The sequence below is a fragment of the Maribacter sp. 4G9 genome (assembly GCF_002742265.1).
GTDB lineage: Bacteria > Bacteroidota > Bacteroidia > Flavobacteriales > Flavobacteriaceae > Maribacter.
The window spans coordinates 156,301-180,838 of record NZ_MDGL01000126.1 but is presented as its reverse complement, the minus strand read 5'-3'; the positions used below and the strand labels follow the sequence as shown (position 1 = coordinate 180,838).

At 42.6% G+C, this 24,538-nt stretch carries 10 protein-coding genes; 1 reads left to right on the top strand and 9 read right to left on the bottom strand.

Annotation, left to right across the window (positions count from 1 at the left end; translation table 11 throughout):
* The 6 genes from BFP75_RS13125 to BFP75_RS13100 all read right to left on the bottom strand — a co-directional run.
* Positions 1–3,720: beta strand repeat-containing protein (locus tag BFP75_RS13125; protein WP_133118655.1), on the bottom strand; the 3,720-nt coding region annotated here is incomplete at its 3' end.
* A 332-nt stretch (positions 3,721–4,052) separates the two neighbouring features.
* Positions 4,053–7,247, bottom strand: coding sequence for a Calx-beta domain-containing protein (locus tag BFP75_RS13120; RefSeq protein WP_123803454.1), 3,195 nt, complete (start codon positions 7,245–7,247; stop codon positions 4,053–4,055).
* Positions 7,248–7,354: 107 nt separating this feature from the next.
* Positions 7,355–7,795 (bottom strand): hypothetical protein, encoded by a 441-nt coding sequence (locus BFP75_RS13115; protein WP_123803452.1) that lies wholly within the window; start codon positions 7,793–7,795, stop codon positions 7,355–7,357.
* 185 nt (positions 7,796–7,980) lie between these two features.
* Entirely contained in the window at positions 7,981–9,927 is a 1,947-nt protein-coding gene (locus tag BFP75_RS13110) for an OmpA family protein (RefSeq protein ID WP_099545839.1), read from the bottom strand.
* Between the two features lie 9 nt (positions 9,928–9,936).
* Entirely contained in the window at positions 9,937–10,890 is a 954-nt protein-coding gene (locus BFP75_RS13105; protein ID WP_099545822.1) for a type IX secretion system membrane protein PorP/SprF, read from the bottom strand.
* A 12-nt stretch (positions 10,891–10,902) separates the two neighbouring features.
* A complete protein-coding gene (locus BFP75_RS13100; protein ID WP_123803450.1) occupies positions 10,903–14,061 on the bottom strand; it encodes an Ig-like domain-containing protein in 3,159 nt (1,052 codons plus the stop codon).
* Positions 14,062–14,362: 301 nt separating this feature from the next.
* Here BFP75_RS13100 and BFP75_RS13095 point away from each other — a divergent pair, with 301 nt between their 5' ends.
* Positions 14,363–15,952 carry a peptide chain release factor 3 gene (locus BFP75_RS13095; RefSeq protein WP_099545820.1) on the top strand — a complete coding sequence of 530 codons (1,590 nt, stop codon included), beginning with the start codon at positions 14,363–14,365 and terminating at the stop codon, positions 15,950–15,952.
* A gap of 33 nt (positions 15,953–15,985) precedes the next feature.
* Here BFP75_RS13095 and BFP75_RS13090 read toward each other — a convergent pair whose 3' ends face one another.
* Genes BFP75_RS13090 through rpoB form a run of 3 tightly spaced genes read right to left on the bottom strand, consistent with a single transcriptional unit; the run spans position 15,986 to position 24,522 of the window.
* Positions 15,986–16,300: a DUF3467 domain-containing protein gene (locus BFP75_RS13090; RefSeq protein ID WP_099545819.1), complete on the bottom strand. Its 315-nt coding sequence runs from the start codon at positions 16,298–16,300 to the stop codon at positions 15,986–15,988.
* A gap of 56 nt (positions 16,301–16,356) precedes the next feature.
* Complete coding sequence (gene rpoC, locus BFP75_RS13085; RefSeq protein ID WP_099545818.1) at positions 16,357–20,655, bottom strand: DNA-directed RNA polymerase subunit beta'; 4,299 nt, start codon at positions 20,653–20,655, stop codon at positions 16,357–16,359.
* A gap of 57 nt (positions 20,656–20,712) precedes the next feature.
* Positions 20,713–24,522, bottom strand: a complete 3,810-nt coding sequence (gene rpoB, locus BFP75_RS13080) for a DNA-directed RNA polymerase subunit beta (protein WP_099545817.1) — start codon at positions 24,520–24,522, stop codon at positions 20,713–20,715.
* Positions 24,523–24,538: the final 16 nt, after the last annotated feature.

Below are 24,538 nucleotides of genomic sequence, written 5' to 3'. Positions count from 1 at the left end.
GTCAAGGGTAGCTCCCGTCAAGTTCTGGTCATCCGTGCTGCCCGCTGCAAGTTCAGACAAGGCCCCCTCTACATCCGTGGCCGTAAAGTTGCCTCCGGCATCAGTGATGTTCACCTCCGAGGCCGTCTGGTCATCCGTACCCACCAAACTCGATAGGTCCACAGTGGCCGAGGTTCCGCCCTCGATGTCTATCTGTAACTGGTTGCTACCGTCAAGGGTAGCTCCCGTCAAGTTCTGGTCATCCGTGCTGCCCGCTGCAAGTTCCGACAAAGCACCTTCTACATCGGTTGCCGTGAAGTTTCCACCTGCATCCGTAATATTCACTTCGGAAGCTGTTTGGTCGTCGGTGCCGACAAGCCCGGATAAATCCACCGTCTCGGAAGTACCTCCCTCGATGCCGATGGTAAGTTCGTTCGTAGCGCCGTTGAAACTCGAACCACTGATATTCTGGTCGTCGGTTCCTGTACCATCTTGAAGTCCCGACAGATCAATTACAGGATCTATCTGATTTGGAACGTTCAATGTAAGGTCGGTACCTGATAACGAGCCTCCAGTAACAAAGTCGTTCCCATCTGAACCACCTGCAAGTACAAGCGCATCTATACGAGCATCAATTTCTTCGAGTACACCCTCTACCTCAGTATTGGCGAAGTTTCCTCCTACATCAGCAACGGTCACTTCAGCTGCCGTCTGGTCATCGGTGCCGACAAGTCCGGATAAATCCACCGTCTCGGAAGTACCTCCCTCGATGCCGATGGTAAGTTCGTTCGTAGCGCCGTTAAAGCTGGAACCACTTATGTTCTGGTCGTCCGTGCTTCCCGCTGCGACCTCGTCGATGGCAGACTGTACGTCCCCTGCCGTAAGGCCCGAAGTGGAGTTGTCATAGGTGACCTCACCTGCCGTCTGGTCGTCCGTGCCCACCAAACTCGATAGGTCCACAGTGGCCGAACTACCCCCTTCAATATCTATCTGTAACTGGTTGCTGCCGTCCAAGGTAGCTCCAATTAAATTCTGGTCGTCCGTGCCGACAAGTCCGGATAAATCAACCGTCTCCGAAGTTCCACCCTCTATGCCGATGGTAAGTTCGTTCGTAGCACCATTAAAGCTGGAACCGCTTATGTTCTGGTCGTCCGTGCTTCCCGCTACGACCTCGTCGATGGCCGACTGTACGTCGCCTGCCGTTAGACCGGAGGTGGAGTTGTCATAGGTCACCTCACCTGCCGTCTGGTCGTCCGTGCCCACCAAACTCGATAGGTCCACAGTGGCCGAGGTTCCGCCCTCGATATCTATCTGTAACTGGTTGCTGCCGTCCAAGGTAGCTCCAGTCAAGTTCTGGTCGTCCGTGCTGCCCGCTGCAAGTTCCGACAAGGCCCCCTCTACATCCGTGGCCGTAAAGTTGCCGCCCGCGTCCGTAATATTCACTTCGGAAGCTGTTTGGTCATCCGTACCCACCAAACTCGATAGGTCGACCGTGGCCGAACTACCTCCTTCAATATCTATCTGTAACTGGTTGCTACCGTCAAGGGTTGCTCCCGTCAAATTCTGGTCATCCGTGCTGCCCGCTGCAAGTTCAGACAAGGCCCCCTCTACATCCGTGGCCGTAAAGTTGCCTCCGGCATCAGTGATATTCACCTCCGAGGCCGTCTGGTCGTCCGTGCCCACCAAACTCGATAGGTCCACAGTGGCCGAGGTTCCGCCCTCGATATCTATCTGTAACTGGTTGCTGCCGTCCAAGGTGGCTCCCGTTAGGTTTTGATCATCCGTGCTGCCCGCAGCAAGTTCGGACAATGCGCCTTCTACGTCAGTAGCGGTGAAGTTGCCGCCAGCGTCCGTGATATTAACCTCTGAGGCCGTCTGGTCGTCCGTACCCACTAAACTCGATAGGTCCACAGTAGCCGAACTACCCCCTTCAATATCTATCTGTAACTGGTTGCTGCCGTCCAAGGTGGCTCCCGTTAAATTCTGGTCGTCAGTGCTGCCCGCTGCAAGTTCCGACAAAGCACCCTCTACGTCAGTAGCGGTGAAGTTTCCACCGGCATCCGCGATGTTCACCTCGGAGGCAGTCTGGTCGTCCGTATTGTCCAAGTACCCACTCAGGTCAACGGGCGTAGCGTCGTTGGTCAAACTCAATATATTCGAGCCGTCCAGCTCTAAATCCTGCTCATCAGTGTCGACCCCCGCGGTAATATCCGCTAAGGGAACGCTCACCGTATTGTTGTCGCTATCGGTGATGACAAGATCAGTACCCGATACCGCGAAGGTAGCATTCGTTGTGTTTGTATCCGTCGCAGCGGCCAACGCTGCAAGGGAAACGGATAATATAGTACCGTCTGAATCTTCCAGTTCCAAATTGGAACCGTTGATTTCCAATCTATCGTTTGTTGTATTTGTGTCAATATCGGCCAAGGCCAAGGTTACCGTTCCGCCATCGGAATCCGTCAATATTATATTCGTGCCGTCCTCGGTCAAGCTCGTGTTCGTGGTGTTCGTGTCCACTCCGGCGGTGATGTCCGCCAGGGCCACCGTTACCGTTCCGCCATCACTGTCCGTGATGACCAAATCCGTTCCGACTACCGCGAAGGTGGCGTTGGTCGTATTGGTGTCCGTGGCAGCGGCGATGTCCGCCAATGGAATCGTTACCGTGTTGCCGTCACTGTCCGTCAATATAAGGTTCGTACCGTCCTCCGTTAGGCCGGTGTTCGTGGTGTTCGTGTCCGTCAATGCCGCGATGTCCGCTACGGGGACGCTCACCGTGTTGCCGTCGCTGTCCGTGATGACCAAATCCGTGCCGACTACCGCGAAGGTGGCGTTGGTCGTATTGGTGTCCGTAGCAGCGGCGATGTCCGCCAATGGAATCGTTACCGTTCCACCATCGGAATCCGTCAAGATAAGGTTCGTGCCGTCTTCCGTTAAGCTCGTGTTCGTGGTGTTCGTGTCCACTCCGGCGGTGATGTCCGCCAGGGCCACCGTTACCGTTCCGCCATCACTGTCCGTCAATATAAGGTTCGTACCGTCCTCCGTTAGGCCGGTGTTCGTGGTGTTCGTGTCCGTCAATGCCGCGATGTCCGCTACGGGGACGCTCACCGTGTTGCCGTCGCTGTCCGTGATGACCAGGTTCGTGCCGACTACCGCGAAGGTCGCGTTGGTCGTGTTCGTGTCCGTGGCAGCGGCAATATCGGCCAAGGCCAAGGTTACCGTTCCGCCATCGGAATCCGTCAATATTATATTCGTGCCGTCCTCCGTTAAGCTCGTGTTCGTGGTGTTCGTGTCGGTCAGGGCGGCTATTTGTGCCAATGGAATGCCTACCATATTGCCGTCAGAATCTACCATGACTAAATCTGTACCCATAACCAAAAAAGCGTTATTGGTCGTATTGGTGTCGATTGCAGCAGCGATATCTGCTAGTGCTACAGTTAACGAATTACCGTCGCTGTCCGTCAATATTAGGTCCGTGCCGTTCTCAGTAAAACTAGCATTAGTAGTGTTATTATCACTTGAGGTCAATTCCCAGGAATTACCGTCCCAAAAAAAGATGGTACCCGTATTGGTATTCACGTACAAATCACCAAGATCTGCCCCACCTGGAGTATTAGCACCAGCGGTGGTTACCGCCGTACCCTGCAATACCTCACAGTTACACTGATCTTCAAGTGTTACGGTTGTTTGTGCGAACGTTATTCCGGATAGCAATAAAAATATCCATAAAATTCTTTTGTCCATCGCCTTATGTTTACTTAAATACTTTGTCATTTTAAAATTGACCTTATTATTACTGTTGTTCAAATCCATATTTGCCAGGTGCTCAATTTCAACCGCAGATAGACCATGGCATAATAATTCTTTACAAAATTAGATTTACAGCTAGCCTAGTGAAATATTTGTTGTGTAAGTGGAATTTCACACGGTCTAGCTCTTGAAAAATGAGGTTATAACTTTTAAAAAAGCTCAAAAAAAGATGGGCACTTTATCGATAAGCCCAATATTCACAGTGCTTTAAAAAGGGCCATATGTAGTCCAAAAACTACACTTACCAATAGCTTCCTTCCAACTATTTAATTCTTTTTTATACGGTAGGTAATCCTCTTATTTGTAATTAAGGAGTTTGCCCTAATTTCGCTTAAAGGAGAAAATTCAGAAGTGCTATTTGAAATGGTAGCCGTTGCCGTTATTAATTCTCCAATGTTGACACCAGGAGGCAAGGCGATGCTAAACTTGAACTTATTGGTATTGTCCGTATTTCCATCGGTATCCGTATAGGGTAACACCTTTGAGTCCAAATCCGATCCACCACCTTCCACCATGGTCGCAACGTACACCTGACCTTCCCCATAATCCCTTAAAAGACCTAGTTGGTTGTCCCCTGCATTGGCCGTACCCTCGTTGATATCGGTCATAAAAAACTCCAAGGTAGCTCCAGGACGCGACCAACCTTCTATGGTTATGCTCGTACTGCTCCCATAAACACCAGATATTATAGGGAAATTGAGGCTGCCATTAGGTCCTCCATCGGCATCGTTTAGGTCATTCAATGTGACCCCATCGCCTAAAATATCTATACCCAAAGCGGGTGCATTGGTACCATTTGCATAAAATGAGTTTTGACTTATAAGATTACCAATTCCAGAACCAACTAGAGCGATACCGGCACTCCCATTATTATGTATCACATTATTGGTTATCTGTGAGTTGCTGCCTGCTAATTCAATCCCCATGTCCTCTGCTCCAGTACCACAATTTCCACCGTCTTGACCGGATCCAGTAATCGTATTTTCCGAAATAATAAGATTTCCCGATGATGAGGCCGCATCTATACCCAAGGAGGCCGCATTCTCTATCAAATTTTGTTGTATCACAATACCACTGCCCCCGTTGATCATAATATTGTCATCACAGGCCGCATCTCCATTTGAGGTAATATGATTATTCTGGATAATGTTTGACGTTCCACCATTAACTAGTATCCCAGTGTCCGTATTGGTGGCAATATAGTTGGAATCGACCAATACATTTCCACCTAAATTCTCCACAGCTATGTCGATATCACCTGCATTTACTCCAGTAGCATTTACCCCCAAAAGGTTGTTTTGAACATCAATACTTCCACCATCTATTCTGATGCCAGCGTTGTTATTGGCATATATCGAGAGGTTCCTAATTTGGGTATTATTCGCATTAATTTTAAACACATCACCACCATTCCTATGGACCTGTATTTCTGGCAAGTCATAATTGGGCAAAACAATGGCAGATGTACCTACCGAACTGCCCCCGGCACCTATGGAACCGGTATTAGTGTTACCAGAATATGCTGTCTGAGTACGCCCATCAATTTTAGTATTATCCGAAGTAATATTTGAAAGAGGGTTTACATTGGATATAAAAATATCAAAATACCCTCCAGAATAATTGGAATCCGCTGATCTACCAAGTGAATCGCCAGAGGATGGTATCATAAAAACAGACGTATCTTCACCCGAAGCTGGATCAAATAGGGCATTGGCCTCAATATCAAGACCTGTCTCATCCAAATTATTGGAATTTACGATAAACTGTTCCAACGATCCTTGACCGTCTTCATTGGTATTAACAATTGTATTGAAATTAAAACCGAAATCGATGTTACCAAGTCCTCCCCCAGCAATAGTCACGGAACTAGTTGTTTGAGCACCAGAAAAAATTCCGGCTCCGACATCTTGTTGGCTTGGTAATGCTCCACCAATTTCACTGGTAATATAATTATATGAGGTACCGTTATGTGATGTCCTGTACGTTTGTATTGGCAAACAAGTGGAACAGGCACTTCCCCCTCCCCTGCTTGACCTAACAGTAGAATTTACCACACGGATATTATATGTGCCATCTGCCATGCCCCCAAAAGAGTAATCGCCATTGGAATCCGTTGTAGTGGAATTCCATAGATTTCCAAAATTATCAAAGATTTCAACTGTGGCACCAACGACTGGAACCCCCGAAGCTGTTGCCATATTTCTACTACTACCACCCCCATAATTAACATCCTCAAAAACGGTACCCGCAATCAAATTGGACTGAACCTTAAGTACCACAGCATTGGAGATAACAAAATCCTGACCCATGGCTACATTGGCCGTAAATTGAGTATCCCCAGGATCTAGAATACTAGTTAAGTCATAAGTATCCCAATCCAAACCGTAAGAGGTTGTAATATTTATGGTTGTAGGTGTAGTATTGTCATAAATTGTACTATTATATGGGTTGTTTCCGGTTTGACCGCCATCCCCAGTCAAATTAACAGCGGGATCTCCTGGCACACTAATGGAAAGATTTTCTACAACTGATCCGGTACCCGCACCTACGATATTCTCATCACCTTCCCAAGAGAGAAAGGATGCCTTGGAACCTGCTCCGCTAATAGCATAAAAACTGTCTAGAGTATAACTATTGGTGTCGTCGCTTATTCCATAAAAACCTTGGTAGACATTAATGGCTGATACAGGTAAAGAAGATTCTTCATAGAATACCATCAGTGCCCATCCCCCCAATACGGTGGAGGAACCGCAATAGTTAGCAGAATTATCGACATCTAAATCAGTGAACGTAAAATCAGCAGTGTTTAAATTTGCCTTTGCCCGAACAATTGAAGTAACATCACTTACGTAACCATTAAACTGCCTCGTGGTGATAAATGATGAATAAGCCTGGTCCGCTGTTACATTTTGCCCCTCAAAGGTAACATTCATATCCAAAGTAATATTAGAATGTGCCCAATAGAGGTATGCTTTTTCAATGTTCGCTCCTACAGGGATATCTACCAATAATGGTGCTTGAGAAGATGTTTGTATTTGACAAGCATCGTTAGGACTGCTCGTACTATTGGGAAGCGTACGTAACGACCCGCCGGTTGAAGTGAAGTCAAAGTTTCCATTAAATTCCTGTACCAATACCAATGGTGCATTTACAGGTACTTCATCATCGTCTATAGTAATTACACCGGTATCTGTTATATCAACTGAAGGATTACTTGAGCCAACCAAATCCAATATGAAATTTTCTGGCCCCTCAACTGAACTGTCATCCAAAATTGGAACTGTAACAGTTTCTGTATCACCTGGCGTACCACTAAAATTTATAGTTCCAGAGGTAGAAGTATAGTCCGATCCACTTACTGCAGTACCATTTATCGTTTGAAAATCTACCGTAAAACCCCCTCCCACGGTTCCACTGCTGTGGGTAACCGAAATATCAACGGTTCCTGCGGTTTCACTCACAGAGACATCAGTCACTTCAACTATAGGATTAAAAAATGCCGTAAATAACACATTGTCAATAAAAATAGTATCCCCATTTTTCCAGTCTGTATCCCTTGGAAAGAAAATTATAGCCGGATTTGAATTGATTTCCGCCGCAGTAAGGTTATAAGTAATGTACCTGTGGTATTGCTATCAATACTGCCTACCAGATTCCAAAATGCTGTATTGCTGTTATATATAAAAACATCCATAATCTCCCCACCTCTGGATGTTCCATCAAAATCCAATGTGAGTTGGGCATTAGAGGCACCGGCCAATGGTACAAACCTATAAATCCAATCATCATCACTATTTGAAAATCGCAAGCGACCGGAAGTTATTCTAGTTGATCCGTTATTGGCGCTATTATTATCATTCTGCTCAATCCAACTGGTACTAAAATTTTGGTTTCCGTCATTGTTAGAATACGAAGCTGAGCTAAAATTGTCCCTATAGGTATCCTGCCCAATAGCGATTTGACAAGCCATGGTCAAGACAAGAATTATGAATAATGGAAAAGACTTCATTTTAATTCAACTAGAATAATAAACGAAGTTAATACTTGGGGAAAGTACCAATAAACAATTGTTGTGAAAGAGCTTAGCGATGAAGTGTAGCTCTTGAAAAACGTTATTCACTCATATTTGAGGCTTCCAGAACGATAAAGACAGCCAATAGGCTGTCTTTTAAATCTTTAGATTATTTAGTGATATTATTCGAAAATAATGAATTCAGACCTTCTATTAACATCGTGTTTGGCAGCAGAACATGGTACTCCATCAGCACATTCATTCAACAATTTTGATTCCCCAAAACCTTCACTTAACAACCGGTCTTTTGAAATGCCCTTTTTCACCATATAATTAACAGTAGATTCCGCTCTTTTTTGGGATAACCATAAATTATAGGCAGCAGGCCCCCTACTATCCGTATGGGAATTGACCTTAATCTTCAAACTAGGATATTTTTCCATGGCCGCAATTACCTTTTCTATCTCTACTTCAGAGTCCTTTCTTATATTGTATTTATCAAAATCAAAATAAATCGTACTTAATTGCAAGAGTTTTGCCAAGTCGTCGCCATATCCGGCCGTTATACGGTCCCTTTCTAAATAAAAATCAATGATTTTTGGTTTACCATCAGATACTCCAATATACTCTTCATGAGGCGTATATCCTTCCATCAAAGCCCTAACAAAATTACCCTGATTGCAATCCAGCACTAGACTATAGGTTCCCTTAGAATCCGTAATCGTCGATAAGAGCTCTTCATTGTCCTCATTGATTACCTTAATAGTGGCACCAACCAATACTTGATTGGAAATCTTATCCCTTACCGTTCCCGTTACTTGTTGGATGCAATCAAATACCAAGAGTTCATTCTCTACAAACCCATAAATATCATCATAGCCCATTCCCCCTTCCCTATTGGAGGCGAAATAACCTTTTTTGTTTTCCTCGCTAAAAATAAAGGTAAAATCATCTTTAACGCTATTAACGGGATCGCCAACGTTCATAACGTTGCCATTAAAGTCCTTACGCTTTATTTTTGTCCCAAAAACATCCAAACCGCCCAATCCCGGATGTCCATCCGAAGAAAAATAGAGTATCTCCTCTTCGGTTACAAAAGGGAATGTTTCCCGGGCCTCTGTGTTTATATTACTTCCAAGATTTACCGGGGTACCAAAAGTACGATCCTTGTTAATTTCCACCATAAAAATATCAGAAGCACCTAGAGTCCCTGGCATGTCCGATGCAAAGTATAAGGTCTTTTCATCCGGACTCAAGGCAGGGTGTGCAACAGAATATGAATCGCTATTAAAAGGAAGTTCCTCTACCTCTCCCCAAGTACCATCTTCCATCATTTGTGCTCTAAAAATTTTCAGCCTAATGATGCCCTGCTCATCTTTTTTATATTTACCTTCTATAATGTTATTCCTAGTAAAATATAGGGTCTGACCATCCTTGGTTGTTATGGAGGTAGATTCATGTAAACGGGTATTTACATATTCATCCAACTTGACGACCTTGTTTAGGGATGCACTATCGGCATCTACTTTATATAAATCCAAAAAATCCTTCCCGTTCCATGTATGTCTATTTCTGGCAAAGTTCCCTGTGTCCCTATCGGAAGAAAAAATAAGCCCCTGTTCATAAAAAGACGGAGCAAAATCTGAATATGCCGAATTATATGAAAAGTTTTTTATTTCATATCTACCAGAATTCCTTTTAATTTCAGCCAGGTAATCCTCTGTACTCTTATATTGTTGTGCCCTTACATCATTGGAAGTGATTTCTGAGAACCTAGCCATTATTTCACCTGCCTTATCATATTTCTTCAAGGATTTTAAGGTTTGGGCATATTTGAAATAATCTTCTGCGGTTACTTCCGATTGAAATTCATTCACCAGTCTATCAAAGGTTTCACCTGCTTCCTTATATTCGGCATTATAGTAATACGAATTGCCCAATTTTCGCAGTAAATCAGCCGATACATACCCTTTGTCCAAGACCTTTTTATAAATATCGATGGCCGGACTAAAGGAATACTCTTCGTACTTCTCATTTCCCTTTTTTAAATACCGCTCTTGGGCAAATGATAGTCCAGAAGCCAATTGAGTGGTTATTATCAAAAAAAGGATAAATACTTTTTTAAACATGTGCATATTTTAGAAGAATCGAGGTGATACCAAACGTTGAAAAGATCTGACCAACTCAAACCTTAAAAAGACTTCAAAAGAGCCATCATTGAACTGGGTTCCACCAAGTTCCGTAGTTTCCCTATCATAGGCCAATCCTAACAAAAACTGTTCGGATATTTGAAAACCTACCAAAGCACTTGCTGCAGCGTCCCATCTGTATGCCGCACCAAAGGTAAATTTATCATTGAACATAAAATTGGCAGACAGGTCCACCTGTAAAGGGGCCCCTCCAACCACCTTGGTCAAAAGTGCCGGTTTAAATTTTAAATTTCCGTTCAGGTCAAACACATAACCGGTAATGACATAAAAATTGATTCTTTCTTTCGATAAAAATTCCAAGGCATTTGCATCAGTTTGGGAATTATCAAAGTGTTCCGTCTGTAATAGATTTGGAGCGGATAAACCTAGATAGAAATTATTGGTATGGTAGTACATCCCCAATCCAAAATTTGGCGAAAACCTATTTTCGATATTATCCGTACTTACAGGTTCCGCATCAAAATTTCTTAGTTTATTAAAGTCTAGGCTCAGAATATTGCCACCCGCCTTAAGTCCAAATGAAAGTTTTGCCTCCCTTGAAACATCTATGGTATAGGAAACCATTGCATCCAAATAAGTCTCCTGTACCGTACCATCTCCAATTTCGTCATTTACAATGGACACCCCATAGCCCAATTTGCTGTTTCTGATAGGGGAATGTAGGTTTAAGGTAAACGTACTTGGCGCACCTTCCAATCCGATCCATTGAGAACGGTATAGTCCTGCCATACTTAATTGCCCCCTAGATCCTACATAGCCAGGATTAACAGTCATGGTATTGTACATGTACTGAGTATATTGCGCATCCTGTTGCGCGCTTGCCCCATTTAAAAAGATAAAAGTAACAGCTAAAAAAGTTAGAATACAGTATCTGATTTTCATATAGTTATGCTTTTATCTGCTGATGTAAATATACTCACTATCCACAAAACTTTCCCCCTCCAAAGTCGTATAGTTAAATATGTAAAAGTATACCCCCGAAGGTAAATAATCTTCCACGCTCAGAGTAGATCGGCCCCTTGAACGGCCATCAAAAACATTATTTTGGTTATTATAGTTTTCCCCTTCGTAAACCGAAACTCCCCATCTATTAAAAATTTTCAAGGTACTTTGTCTTATATTTTCCGTACCTCGGATAAATAGAAAATCATTTTTACCGTCGCCATTGGGTGTCAACAATTGATTTACCTCGACCTTTAGGCTAATAATTTCCTCTACCAAAACACTTACGGTCGCCGTATCACAGTTACCTTCTGCATCACAAACCGTATACTCAAAACTATCCGTTCCATTAAATCCTTCCCGTGGAGTATAGGTTACCGTATCATCTGAAATATCGTCCGGGGTTCCGCCGTCGTTTATTTCCACTGTTCCATTTGCTGGGTCAGTTACCGTTAATTCCCCATCCGTAGGTATTCCCATATCATTATTCAGTATATCTATTTGGATGGAGGTATCCTGTGGTGTGGAGACTTCGTCATCGACGACATCCAACATCTGTGGCGTACCCACATTTATAGTTACCGTAGCGGTATCACAGTTACCTTCCGTATCACAAACCGTATACTCAAAGGTATCCGTTCCGTTGAAACCGGCATCTGGGGTATAGATTAGTACATCATCCGTGATGTCGTCCGGTGTTCCACCATCATCTATGGCTACGGTTCCATTGCTTGGCTCCGTAACCGAAAGTTCCCCATCTGCTGGTATCCCCACATCATTTGCTAAAACATCAATATCCGTTACTGTGTCTTGCGGTGTTGAAACCTCATCATCGACTACGTCCAACATCTGTGGTGTTCCCACCGTAATGATTACTGTGGCGGTATCACAGTTTCCTTCGTTATCACAAACCGTATACTCAAAGGTGTCCGTTCCGTTGAAACTGGAATCGGGGATGTAAAATAAAATATCGTCCGTGATATCGTCCGGTGTTCCGCCATTGTTAATTTCCACTGTTCCATTTGCAGGATCAGTTACGGTCAATTCCCCATCCGCTGGAATTCCCGTGTCGTTTGCCAAAACGTCTATTTCTACGGCCGTATCCTGAGGTGTATTTACTTCGTCATCTACTACATCCAATACCGGTGGTGTACCAACGATTATCGTAACCGTAGCTGTATCACAGTTTCCTTCCGAGTCACAAACCGTGTACTCGAAGGTATCCGTTCCGTTAAAACCGGTATCCGGGGTATAAATTAGTACATCATCCGTGATGTCGTCCGGTGTTCCACCATCGTTAATTTCCACTGTTCCATTTGCAGGATCAGTTACGGTCAATTCACCATCCGCTGGAATACCCGTGTCATTGGCCAATACATCGATATCGACAACCGTATCCTGTGGCGTGGAAACTTCATCGTCCACCGCATCCAGCATCTGAGGTGTTCCCACCGTTATGGTTACAGTAGCGGTATCACAGTTACCTTCCGTATCACAAACCGTATACTCAAAGGTGTCCGTTCCGTTAAAACCGGAATCCGGGGTATACATTAGTACATCATCCGTGATGTCGTCCGGTGTTCCGCCATCGTTTATCTCCACTGTTCCATTGGTTGGCTGCGTCACAGTAAGTTCTCCATCCGAAGGGATGTTTATATCATTCTCCAATACGTCTATTTCAGTTGTAGTGTCCTCAGGAATAGAGACCTCGTCGTCCACAACGTCAACAATGTCTGTCGTTGGATCTAAATAATCCGGAGTTCCATCGTTGTCCGTATCATCATTAGTCGGGTCGCCATCCCTGTCTTGGTCCTCGTCGGGTGTGTCGATACCGTCCCCATCGTCATCCAAATCGCGATAGTTCACGTCCTCGGTTCCGTCCGTGTCAGGTAGATCATTCGCCGGATTGTCAATCTCATCGTTCACGTCGAAACCGTCGTTGACATCATTACCCTCATAGCCGTCGTCCAGTCCGTCACCATCGGTATCGATACCCGTAAAGTTTTGGTCCGGGATACCGTCAAAATTGAAGTCGTTCCCCTCGTTGTTGTCCGGTACCAGATCATTGTCGGAGTCGTCGTCCAAATAGTCGACTTCATCGGTACCGTCCGTATTGACAGGGGTGAGTCCTCCGAGGTAGGCGCTGTTCACGCCATCATTGCTTAGATAGGTTGCATCATCGTCATTGTTGGGGGCAATGTACCCTGAAGTCGTCTGCGCCTCCACATTGTCCGGGATTCCGTCATTGTCGCTATCGATGTCCAAATGATTTGGGTATCCGTCACCATCGGAATCTAATGGATTTGTCAACGGGTCATTGTCTCCGTCAAGGTTGGAATCCTCCACCGTATCCAATATACCGTCGTTGTCATCGTCCAGATCGGCACTATCAGGAACCCCGTCACCATCGGTGTCAATTGTAGCACAAACATCAGGCTTAATGTACAAATGGACCCAATTTTCCAAATTTGTAGAAGTAGTAAAAAATTTAAGTAAACTGACATTCTTCTTCGAATACCATCTCGCCGCCTCAGGAAGAAAAAAAGAATTACTAGAAATATTTTCAACATAATATTCGTTTATGTTGGTAACGGATTGAATTGTATTTGGCAAATCATCAGTACTTAGGATGTAACCAACATTATCAAAGGCCTCGATTCCATCACGCTTGTGAGCCTGCAAATACCTGGAGTGTTCGGCGATTACATAAACGGGGGTTGTTCCTGAAAAACTGAAAACCAATGAATTGTTCTGGTTAACAGAAAAGAAATTCCCATAAACATTTTGATTCCCAAAACTGACAGATACAATAACACTTCCCTGAGGCAAGTTCCATTTACTGCTAATATCCTGTTCAAATTCTTCATAAATGTTATTCTGATTTAATTCAGAAATGTCAAAATCCTTAGTAAACAATTCCAAAAACTGATAGTCGTTACAATCATTATAGTTCCCCTCCAATATACCGCTATTGGAATGTGGGTTATTTAGTTTGGAGCCAATTACCAAATGAGCATTTGCGGCAAGAAAACCAATTAAGAACGTGAAAAGAATCATCCAATGTTTCGACTTAGAAACAAATATTCTATTGCCTAAATTTTTTATTTGCATAATGATAAGTTTTAAAACATATCACCAAAGCATGTAAGTCACGGGTTGTAGGATTTGGGATTCTCCTAAAGGGAAATTGCATGCAAGATACGTTCTTAAAATTCAAGTATTGTTTAATTCGGATAAGTTGTTAATAAATCTCTTTAAACTGTGAAAAAATACTTACATTCTCCCTATTCATAGTCTTTAAGATACCTTTTAACTTTAAAAGTCACTATCCTATTTAACCAAATTGAGAAACAAATACATCCCATTTACAAAGTGTTCAATTTAGCTTACTTTTGCGGCAAATTTTGACCGAATGAGTTTCAAAAAAGAGATTGAAAGAAGAAGGACTTTTGGTATTATTTCACATCCGGATGCAGGTAAAACTACACTAACCGAAAAATTACTATTATTTGGGGGAGCCATTCAAGAAGCAGGCGCAGTTAAAAACAATAAAATCAAGAAAACTGCCACTAGTGATTTTATGGAAATTGAACGCCAGCGAGGAATTTCCGTGGCTACTTCTGTTTTGGCCTTCATCTATAAGGATAAAAAAATTAATATTCTCGATACTCCCGGACACAAAGATTTTGCCGAAGACACTTTTAGAACATTGACCGCAGTGGATAGCGTTATCGTAGTCATAGATGTTGCAAAAGGTGTGGAGGAACAAACCGAGAAATTGGTGGAAGTGTGCCGTATGCGAAAAATCCCCATGTTGGTCTTTATAAACAAACTGGACCGGGAAGGACAGGATGCTTTCGACCTAATGGATGAACTGGAACAAAAACTAGGTCTTTCAGTTACCCCACTTAGTTTTCCCATTGGTATGGGCTACGATTTTAAGGGCATCTACAATATTTATGAAAAAAACATCAATCTATTTAGTGGTGACAGCAAAAAGAATATAGAGGAAACTATTGCCTTTGATGATATTGAAAGTCCAGAATTGGAAAAGATCATCGGCACAAAAGCAGCCGAGAATCTCAGAGAAAATCTAGACCTTGTTTGGGGTGTCTATCCGGACTTTAATAAGGAACTTTATTTAAAAGGGGAACAGCAACCGGTGTTCTTTGGTTCCGCATTGAATAACTTTGGGGTAAGGGAATTATTGGATTGCTTTATAGAAATTGCTCCTTCCCCAAAAGATAAAATGGCTGAGGAACGCTTGGTAAAGGCAGATGAAAAAAACCTGACAGGATTCGTATTTAAAATTCATGCCAATATGGACCCCAAGCACAGGGATCGTTTGGCATTCGTAAAGGTAGTGTCCGGTACGTTTGAACGGAACAAGCCTTATCATCATGTTCGGCTGGACAAGAATTTGAAATTTTCCAGTCCCAATGCATTTTTTGCGGAGAAAAAGGAAATTGTTGATGTTTCCTATCCTGGGGATATCGTTGGGCTCCATGATACTGGAAATTTTAAAATTGGAGATACCTTAACGGAAGGTGAAGTCCTGCACTATAAGGGTATTCCTAGTTTTTCACCCGAGCACTTTAGGTACATCAACAATGCAGATCCCATGAAGTCCAAACAGCTATATAAAGGGATTGACCAATTGATGGATGAAGGGGTTGCTCAGCTATTTACATTGGAAATGAATGGTCGAAAAGTAATTGGAACCGTTGGGGCCTTACAGTTCGAGGTAATCCAATATCGTTTGGAACACGAGTATGGTGCAAAATGTAGTTATGAAAATTTTCCTGTATATAAAGCCTGTTGGGTTGGGACGGAAAACACTAAAAGCGATGAGTACAAGGAATTTATCCGTGTAAAGCAAAAGTTTCTTGCCAAGGACAAAAGAAATCAGTTGGTATTTTTGGCCGATTCCCAATTCTCCCTGCAAATGACACAGCAAAAATATCCTTCCGTAAAACTATATTTTACTTCTGAACTAGAATAAAAAAGTCCCGCTTTCAAGCGGGACTTAACTTTTTTATGCCTCTCCTGTAGGACCAAAGTTTAAAGGTATGGTCGGTTGTTCATAATCCTTTATAGTACCATGGGCCTTTTCAAACCGCTGAACATTGTCATTTAATGCCTTTAAGAATTTTTTGGCGTGCTGGGGCGTCAAAATAATTCTACTTTTGACCTTTGCCTTTGGAGCACCGGGCATCAAACTAATAAAATCAACTACAAATTCTGATACAGAATGATTTATTATGGCCAAATTGGAGTATATACCCTCTGCCGTTTTTTCATCCAACTCTATATTGATTTGTTTCTGATTTTGATTTTTAGTTTCGCTCATACTATGTACAAATGATATTAAAAAAGAAAAAGCCCTCATATATGAGGGCTTTAATATTAGAATCTTAAGGCCTCTTTTCTAGCCATGATTTCATCGTATTCTTCCTTGGATCCTACGATTATGTTTTCATAGTCCCTCATACCGGTACCTGCAGGTATTTTATGTCCTACGATTACATTTTCTTTCAGACCTTCCAAAGTATCCACTTTACCACTAACGGCTGCCTCGTTCAAGACTTTGGTTGTCTCCTGGAAGGAGGCCGCTGATATAAACGACTTGGTCTGTAACGAAGCTCTAGTAATACCTTGGAGTATAGGAGTTGCTGTGGCAGCAACTGCATCCCTTGCTTCTACCAATGCCTTATCATTTCGTTTAAGAACTGAATTTTCGTCCCTTAGCTCCCTTAAAGTAACGATTTGACCTGGTTTAAGGTTATCAGAATCACCTGCTTCCATAACGACTTTCTTACCAAAAATCTCATCATTTTCGATAATGAAGTCATCTTTATGAATCAGTTGGTTTTCCAAGAAAATAGTATCTCCCGGATCTTCAATCCTTACTTTACGCATCATCTGTCTTACAACAACCTCAAAGTGTTTATCATTGATTTTCACACCTTGTAAACGGTATACTTCCTGTACCTCGTTAACCAAGTATTGTTGTACAGCTGATGGACCTTTTATCGCTAATATATCCTCTGGAGTAATAGAGCCATCAGAAAGTGGCATTCCCGCCCTTACGTAGTCATTTTCCTGAACTAGGATTTGGTTGGAAAGCTTTACCAAGTATTTCTTAACTTCTCCGAGTTTGGATTCGATAATGATTTCTCGGTTACCCCTTTTAATTTTACCAAAAGAAACAACACCATCAATCTCCGAAACAACCGCTGGATTGGAAGGATTACGTGCCTCGAACAATTCGGTTACCCTTGGAAGTCCACCGGTAATATCCCCTGCCTTAGCGGACTTACGAGGTATTTTGACCAAGATTTTACCTTCTTTGATCTTATCTCCATCGTCCACCATAATATGCGAACCAACAGGAAGGTTATAAGAACGTAATGTTTCTCCTTTATTGTCCTGAATAAGAAGCGTTGGAATCAACTTTTTGTTTCTGGATTCAGAAATTACCTTTTCTTGGAAACCTGTCTGTTCGTCAATCTCAACTTGGTAGGTAACACCTTGTTCAATGTTTTCGTACGCAATCTTTCCAGGGAATTCAGAAACGATAACTCCGTTATATGGATCCCAAGAACAAATTAGATCACCCTTTTGAACCTTAGCGCCATCCTCAACAAAGAGTTGTGAACCATAAGGTATATTATTTGTGCTTAGGGTAATACCAGTTTTGGCATCCACTACTTTAATTTCGGTAGTTCTGGAAATAACGATATCTACAGGCTTACCTTCTGAATTTTCACCCTTAACGATTCTCAAATCCTCTATTTCGGCGATACCGGCGAATTTTGCTTCAAGTTTGTTATCCTCAGAAATGTTCCCAGCAATACCACCCACGTGGAAGGTACGCAAGGTCAACTGAGTACCAGGCTCACCGATGGACTGTGCAGCTACAACACCAACAGCTTCACCTCTCTGTACCATTTTATTGGTAGAAAGGTTTCTACCATAACATTTGGCACAGATTCCCTGTTGCGCCTCACAAGTCAATGCTGATCTTACCTCTACGGTTTCTACGGGAGAAGCCTCAATTTTCTTAACATCGGACTCCATAATTTCCTGACCGGCAGTCAATAATAACTCCTCAGTAATTGGATCATAGACATTATGTAATGAGACACGCCCAAGAATACGTTCTCCTAAAGTTTCAACAATTTCCTCGTTCTTTTTTAGGGCTTGAACTTCAACACCTCTTAAAGTTTCACAATCTTCTATATTGATGATAACATCTTGGGATACATCCACCAAACGACGTGTTAGGTAACCTGCATCCGCCGTTTTAAGGGCCGTATCCGCAAGTCCTTTACGTGCACCGTGCGTAGAGATAAAGTATTCAAGGATTGAAAGACCTTCCTTAAAGTTGGAAAGAATCGGGTTTTCAATAATTTCACCACCACCGGCCGTAGATTTTTTTGGTTTTGCCATCAATCCACGCATACCTGTCAACTGACGAATCTGCTCTTTAGATCCCCTCGCACCGGAATCCAACATCATATATACCGAGTTGAATCCTTGTTGATCCTCCCTAATACGTTTCATGGCCAATTCGGTCAACATGGCGTTTGTAGAAGTCCAAACATCAATTACCTGATTATAACGTTCGTTATTGGTTATTAGACCCATGTTATAATTAGCCATAATATTATCTACCTGTCCGTTGGCATCGGCAATCATTTCATGCTTCTCCTTTGGAATAATAATATCCCCTAAACTAAAGGACAATCCTCCCTTAAAGGCGAACTCGTATCCCATAGTTTTAATCTTATCCAAGAAATCAGCAGTAGTAGGCACATCGGTAACGGATAAAATATCCCCAATAATATCCCTTAAGGATTTCTTGTTCAATACTTTGTTAATATATCCAGCCGCTTCAGGTACTTCCATGTTGAACAATACCCTACCTACCGTGGTTGGGATAATCTGGTAAACCAGCTCCCCGGCTTCATTGAAATCTTTGGCCCTTACCTTAATTCCCGCATTCAAGGCCACTTTACCTTCGTTGAAAGCAATTTCAACCTCTTCCGCAGAATAGAATGTCAAACCTTCTCCTTTTACTGGTACCTCTGGTGTGGATATACGTTCTTTGGTCATGTAATACAGACCCAAAACCATATCCTGTGAAGGTACAGTAATTGGAGAACCGTTAGCCGGGTTCAAAATATTATGGGAAGCCAACATCAACAATTGAGCTTCCAAAATGGCCTCTGGGCCCAATGGCAGGTGAACGGCCATCTGGTCACCGTCAAAATCCGCGTTGAAAGCGGTACATACCAATGGATGCAGACGAATTGCCTTACCTTCTATTAATTTAGGTTGGAATGCCTGAATACCCAAACGGTGCAACGTAGGAGCACGGTTCAGTAATACAGGGTGCCCTTTCAATACATTTTCAAGGATATCCCAAACAACAGGTTCTTTCTTGTCTATAATTTTTTTGGCAGACTTAACGGTCTTTACAATACCCCTTTCAATCAATTTTCTAATGACAAAAGGTTTGTAAAGCTCAGCGGCCATATCTTTTGGAAGACCACATTCGAACAATTTCATTTCTGGTCCAACAACGATAACCGAACGTGCCGAATAATCTACACGTTTACCCAATAGGTTCTGACGGAATCGTCCTTGCTTACCTTTCAAGGAATCAGAAAGCGATTTCAAGGGTCGGTTAGACTCGGTTTTTACTGCCGATGCCTTTCTGGTATTATCAAAAAGTGAATCGACCGCTTCTTGAAGCATACGTTTCTCATTTCTAAGAATAACTTCAGGAGCTTTGATTTCTACCAACCTTTTCAGACGGTTATTTCTGATAATTACCCTTCTATACAGATCGTTCAAATCCGAAGTCGCAAAACGACCACCGTCCAAAGGAACCAATGGACGTAATTCTGGCGGTATAACCGGAATTACTTTCATGATCATCCACTCTGGAAGGTTTTCACGGTTATCTTGAGATTCCCTCAAAGCCTCAACAACCTGAAGCCTTTTTAAAGCTTCGGTCTTTCTTTGTTTTGAAGTCTCCGTATTTGCCTTATGTCTTAATTCAAAAGAAAGTTCCTTCAAATTGATTCTGCCCAAAAGATCGATCAAACACTCGGCACCCATCTTCGCAATGAACTTGTTCGGATCGGTATCCTCCAAGTATTGATTCTCTTGTGGAATGGATTCCAAAATGTTCAAATACTCCTCTTCGGTCAAGAAATCCATTTTTTTAATTTCCTCACCTTCAGGACCTTTGGCAATACCAGGCTGAATTACCACGTATCTCTCGTAGTAAATAATCATGTCCAATTTCTTGGAAGGAAGGCCTAACAAATAACCAATTTTGTTGGGCAATGACCGGAAATACCAAATATGTGCAACTGGCACTACCAAATTGATGTGACCTACTCGATCCCTACGTACCTTTTTCTCGGTAACCTCAACACCACAACGGTCACAAACAATACCTCGGTAACGGATTCTTTTATACTTTCCACAGGCACATTCGTAATCCTTTACAGGTCCGAATATACGCTCACAGAACAATCCGTCACGTTCTGGTTTGTGCGTTCTATAGTTAATTGTTTCAGGCTTTAAAACCTCTCCCCTGGACTCTGCCAAAATTGCTTCTGGCGAAGCCAATCCGATTGAAATTTTATCAAACCTTTTTACTTGGTTATTATCTTTTATTCTAGCCATAATAGCGTACTGATAATGATTTTAATTGTGTTTAAAATAGCCCCAAAAGACCATTGCTTATTCTTCCAATCGAATATCCAAACCTAATCCCTTAAGTTCGTGCATCAATACATTGAAAGATTCTGGTAAACCGGGTTCTGGCATCGTCTCACCTTTTACGATGGACTCATAGGTCTTTGCCCTACCGATAACATCATCCGACTTAACGGTCAATATTTCCCGCAAGGTTGCAGAGGCACCGTAGGCCTCCAAGGCCCAAACCTCCATTTCTCCAAATCGCTGACCACCAAACTGGGCTTTACCACCCAATGGTTGCTGCGTAATTAAAGAGTATGGCCCTATAGAACGAGCGTGCATCTTATCATCTACCATGTGACCTAGTTTCAACATATAGATGACTCCCACAGTGGCAGGCTGGTCAAAACGCTGTCCCGTACCACCGTCATATAAATAGGTGTGTCCAAATCTTGGGATACCGGCGTCATCAGTATATTTGTTTATTTCATCCAACGATGCACCATCGAAAATAGGCGTAGCGAACTTTCTACCTAATTTTAGTCCGGCCCAACCCAATACGGTCTCATAAATCTGACCAATATTCATACGGGAAGGTACACCAAGAGGGTTCAACACAATGTCCACAGGCGTTCCATCTTCCAGGAACGGCATATCTTCTTGACGTACTATTCTGGAAACGATACCCTTGTTACCATGACGACCGGCCATTTTATCTCCTACTTTAAGCTTACGCTTCTTGGCTATGTAAACTTTGGCCAATTTCATGATTCCTGCAGGTAATTCATCACCAACGGAAATCGTAAACTTATCCCTTCTCAGGTTCCCTTGAAGGTCGTTCAATTTAATTTTATAATTATGAAGCAAGTCTGCGACAGAATTATTGGTATCGGCATCCGTAGTCCAACTTCCACCCACCAAGTGGGCAAAGTCATCAACAGAGTTCAACATTTTCATGGTATATTTCTTACCTTTTGGCAATACTTCCTCACCTAGATCATTCAATACACCTTGAGAAGTTTTACCATTTACCAACGTAAACAGTTTTTCAATCAAGATATCCTTTAATTCTTGGAACTTAACTTCATATTCCAATTCCAATTTGGATAGTTCCTCCTTATCCTCAGAACGCCTTCTCTTATCCTTTACAGATCTTGAGAAAAGTTTCTTATCTATAACGACACCTCTAAGGGATGGTGAAGCTTTCAGGGAGGCATCCTTTACATCACCGGCCTTATCACCGAAGATAGCACGCAATAATTTCTCCTCTGGCGTAGGATCGGATTCTCCTTTTGGAGTAATCTTACCAATTAAAATGTCGCCAGGTTTCACTTCTGCACCTATACGGATCATACCGTTTTCATCCAAATCCTTTGTTGCTTCCTCCGAAACGTTTGGAATATCATGTGTAAGCTCTTCAGCACCTAATTTAGTATCACGGACCTCTAAAGAATATTCATCTACGTGGATGGAAGTAAATATATCCTCCCTCACCACTTTTTCAGAAATTACGATAGCATCTTCAAAGTTATATCCCTTCCAAGGCATGAACGCTACGGTAAGGTTCCTACCCAACGCCAATTCTCCTTTCTCGGTCGCATAACCTTCGCACAATACCTGGCCTTTTTTAACCCTATCCCCTTTCTTTACGATTGGCTTCAGGTTAATGCTGGTACCTTGGTTTGTTTTTCTGAACTTCACCAAGTAATATGTCTTTTCATCCTCGTCAAAGGAAATCAATCTCTCTTCGTCCGTTCTATCGTACTTTATAGTGATTTTTTCAGCATCCACATATTCGATGGTACCATCACCTTCAGCATTGATCAATACCCTTGAATCAGAAGCTACCTGCCTTTCCAGACCGGTACCTACAATTGGAGATTGTGGTTTAAGAAGTGGCACTGCTTGACGCATCATGTTCGATCCCATCAATGCACGGTTCGCATCATCATGCTCCAAGAAAGGAATTAGGGATGCGGAAATAGATGCAATCTGGTTTGGTGCAACATCAGTATAGTGAATTTCAGCAGGATCAACTACCGGGAAATCACCTTCTTCCCTTGCAATAACCTTATCGGTATCAATCTGGCCATTTTCCTTAAGAGGAATGTTTGCCTGTGCAATCTTCATTCCTTCCTCTTCCTCGGCACTTAGATAGACGTAATTCTCCAAGTCTACTTTGGAATTCTCAACTTTTCTATATGGAGTTTCCAAGAAGCCCATTGGGTTTACCTTTGCGAATACAGAAAGGGATGATATCAAACCAATGTTTGGTCCTTCGGGTGTTTCTATAGGACATAAACGTCCGTAGTGTGTATAGTGCACGTCACGTACCTCAAAACCGGCCCTTTCCCTAGAAAGACCCCCTGGTCCAAGTGCCGATAACCTTCTTTTATGTGTTATCTCCGCCAATGGATTCGTTTGGTCCATGAACTGGGACAGCTGGTTGGTACCGAAGAAGGAATTGATTACCGAAGATAAGGTCTTCGCATTGATCAAATCGATCGGGGTAAATACCTCGTTATCACGTACGTTCATACGCTCACGAATCGTTCTTGCCATACGGGCAAGACCCACCCCAAACTGTTGTGATAATTGCTCACCTACCGTACGAACGCGACGGTTTGAAAGGTGGTCAATATCATCAATCTCCGCTTTCGAGTTAATTAACTCTATTAAATATTTTATAATGGTTATGATATCTTCCTTGGTCAAGACTTGTTTGTCCATTCCTATATCAAGACCCAATTTCTTGTTCATTCTGTAACGACCAACTTCACCTAAGTTGTAGCGCTGATCGGAGAAGAACAATTTATCGATAATACCCCTTGCCGTTTCTTCATCGGGCGGCTCGGCGTTACGCAATTGCCTGTAAATATGCTCAACAGCCTCTTTTTCTGAGTTCGTTGGGTCTTTTTGAAGTGTGTTGTGAATGATGGCATAATCAGACTGCGCATTGTTCTCCTTGTGTAAAAGAATAGTTTTAACGTCAGCCTCCAAAATTTCGGCAATATGCTCCTTTTCCAGAATCGTATCACGATCTAGGACAATTTCGTTTCTCTCGATTGAAACTACCTCGCCTGTATCCTCATCCACAAAATCTTCATGCCACGTGTTCAATACCCTTGCCGCCAATTTGCGACCAAGAACTTTTTTGAGTCCGGCATTGGAAACTTTCACTTCCTCCGAAAGATCAAAAATTTCCAAAATATCCTTATCCCTTTCAAACCCGATTGCCCTAAATAAGGTAGTAACGGGTAATTTTTTCTTTCTGTCGATATAGGCATACATGACACCATTGATATCGGTTGCAAACTCTATCCAAGATCCTTTAAAAGGAATCACCCTGGCAGAATATAACTTGGTCCCGTTGGCGTGAAAAGATTGTCCAAAGAAAACACCAGGAGACCTGTGCAACTGGGATACAACAACTCTTTCCGCTCCATTTATTACAAATGTACCACTTGGCGTCATGTAAGGAATGGTCCCTAAATAAACATCCTGAACTATTGTTTCGAAATCTTCGTGTTCTGGATCAGTACAATATAGTTTTAACCTCGCCTTTAATGGCACGCTATAGGTAAGACCTCGCTCTATACACTCTTGGATGGAGTATCTTGGCGGATCGATAAAATAATCTAAAAATTCCAGTACGAACTGATTTCTTGTATCAGTAATTGGAAAGTTCTCCATGAAGGTATTGTACAATCCTTCATCACCTCTTTGATCAGATTTGGTTTCAAGCTGGAAAAAATCTTGAAAAGATTTGATCTGAATATCCAAGAAATCCGGATAGTGCGGAGTATTCTTAGCGGATGCAAAATTTATTCTTTCAGTCTGATTTGTGAACATCTACGGACAGTGTTTT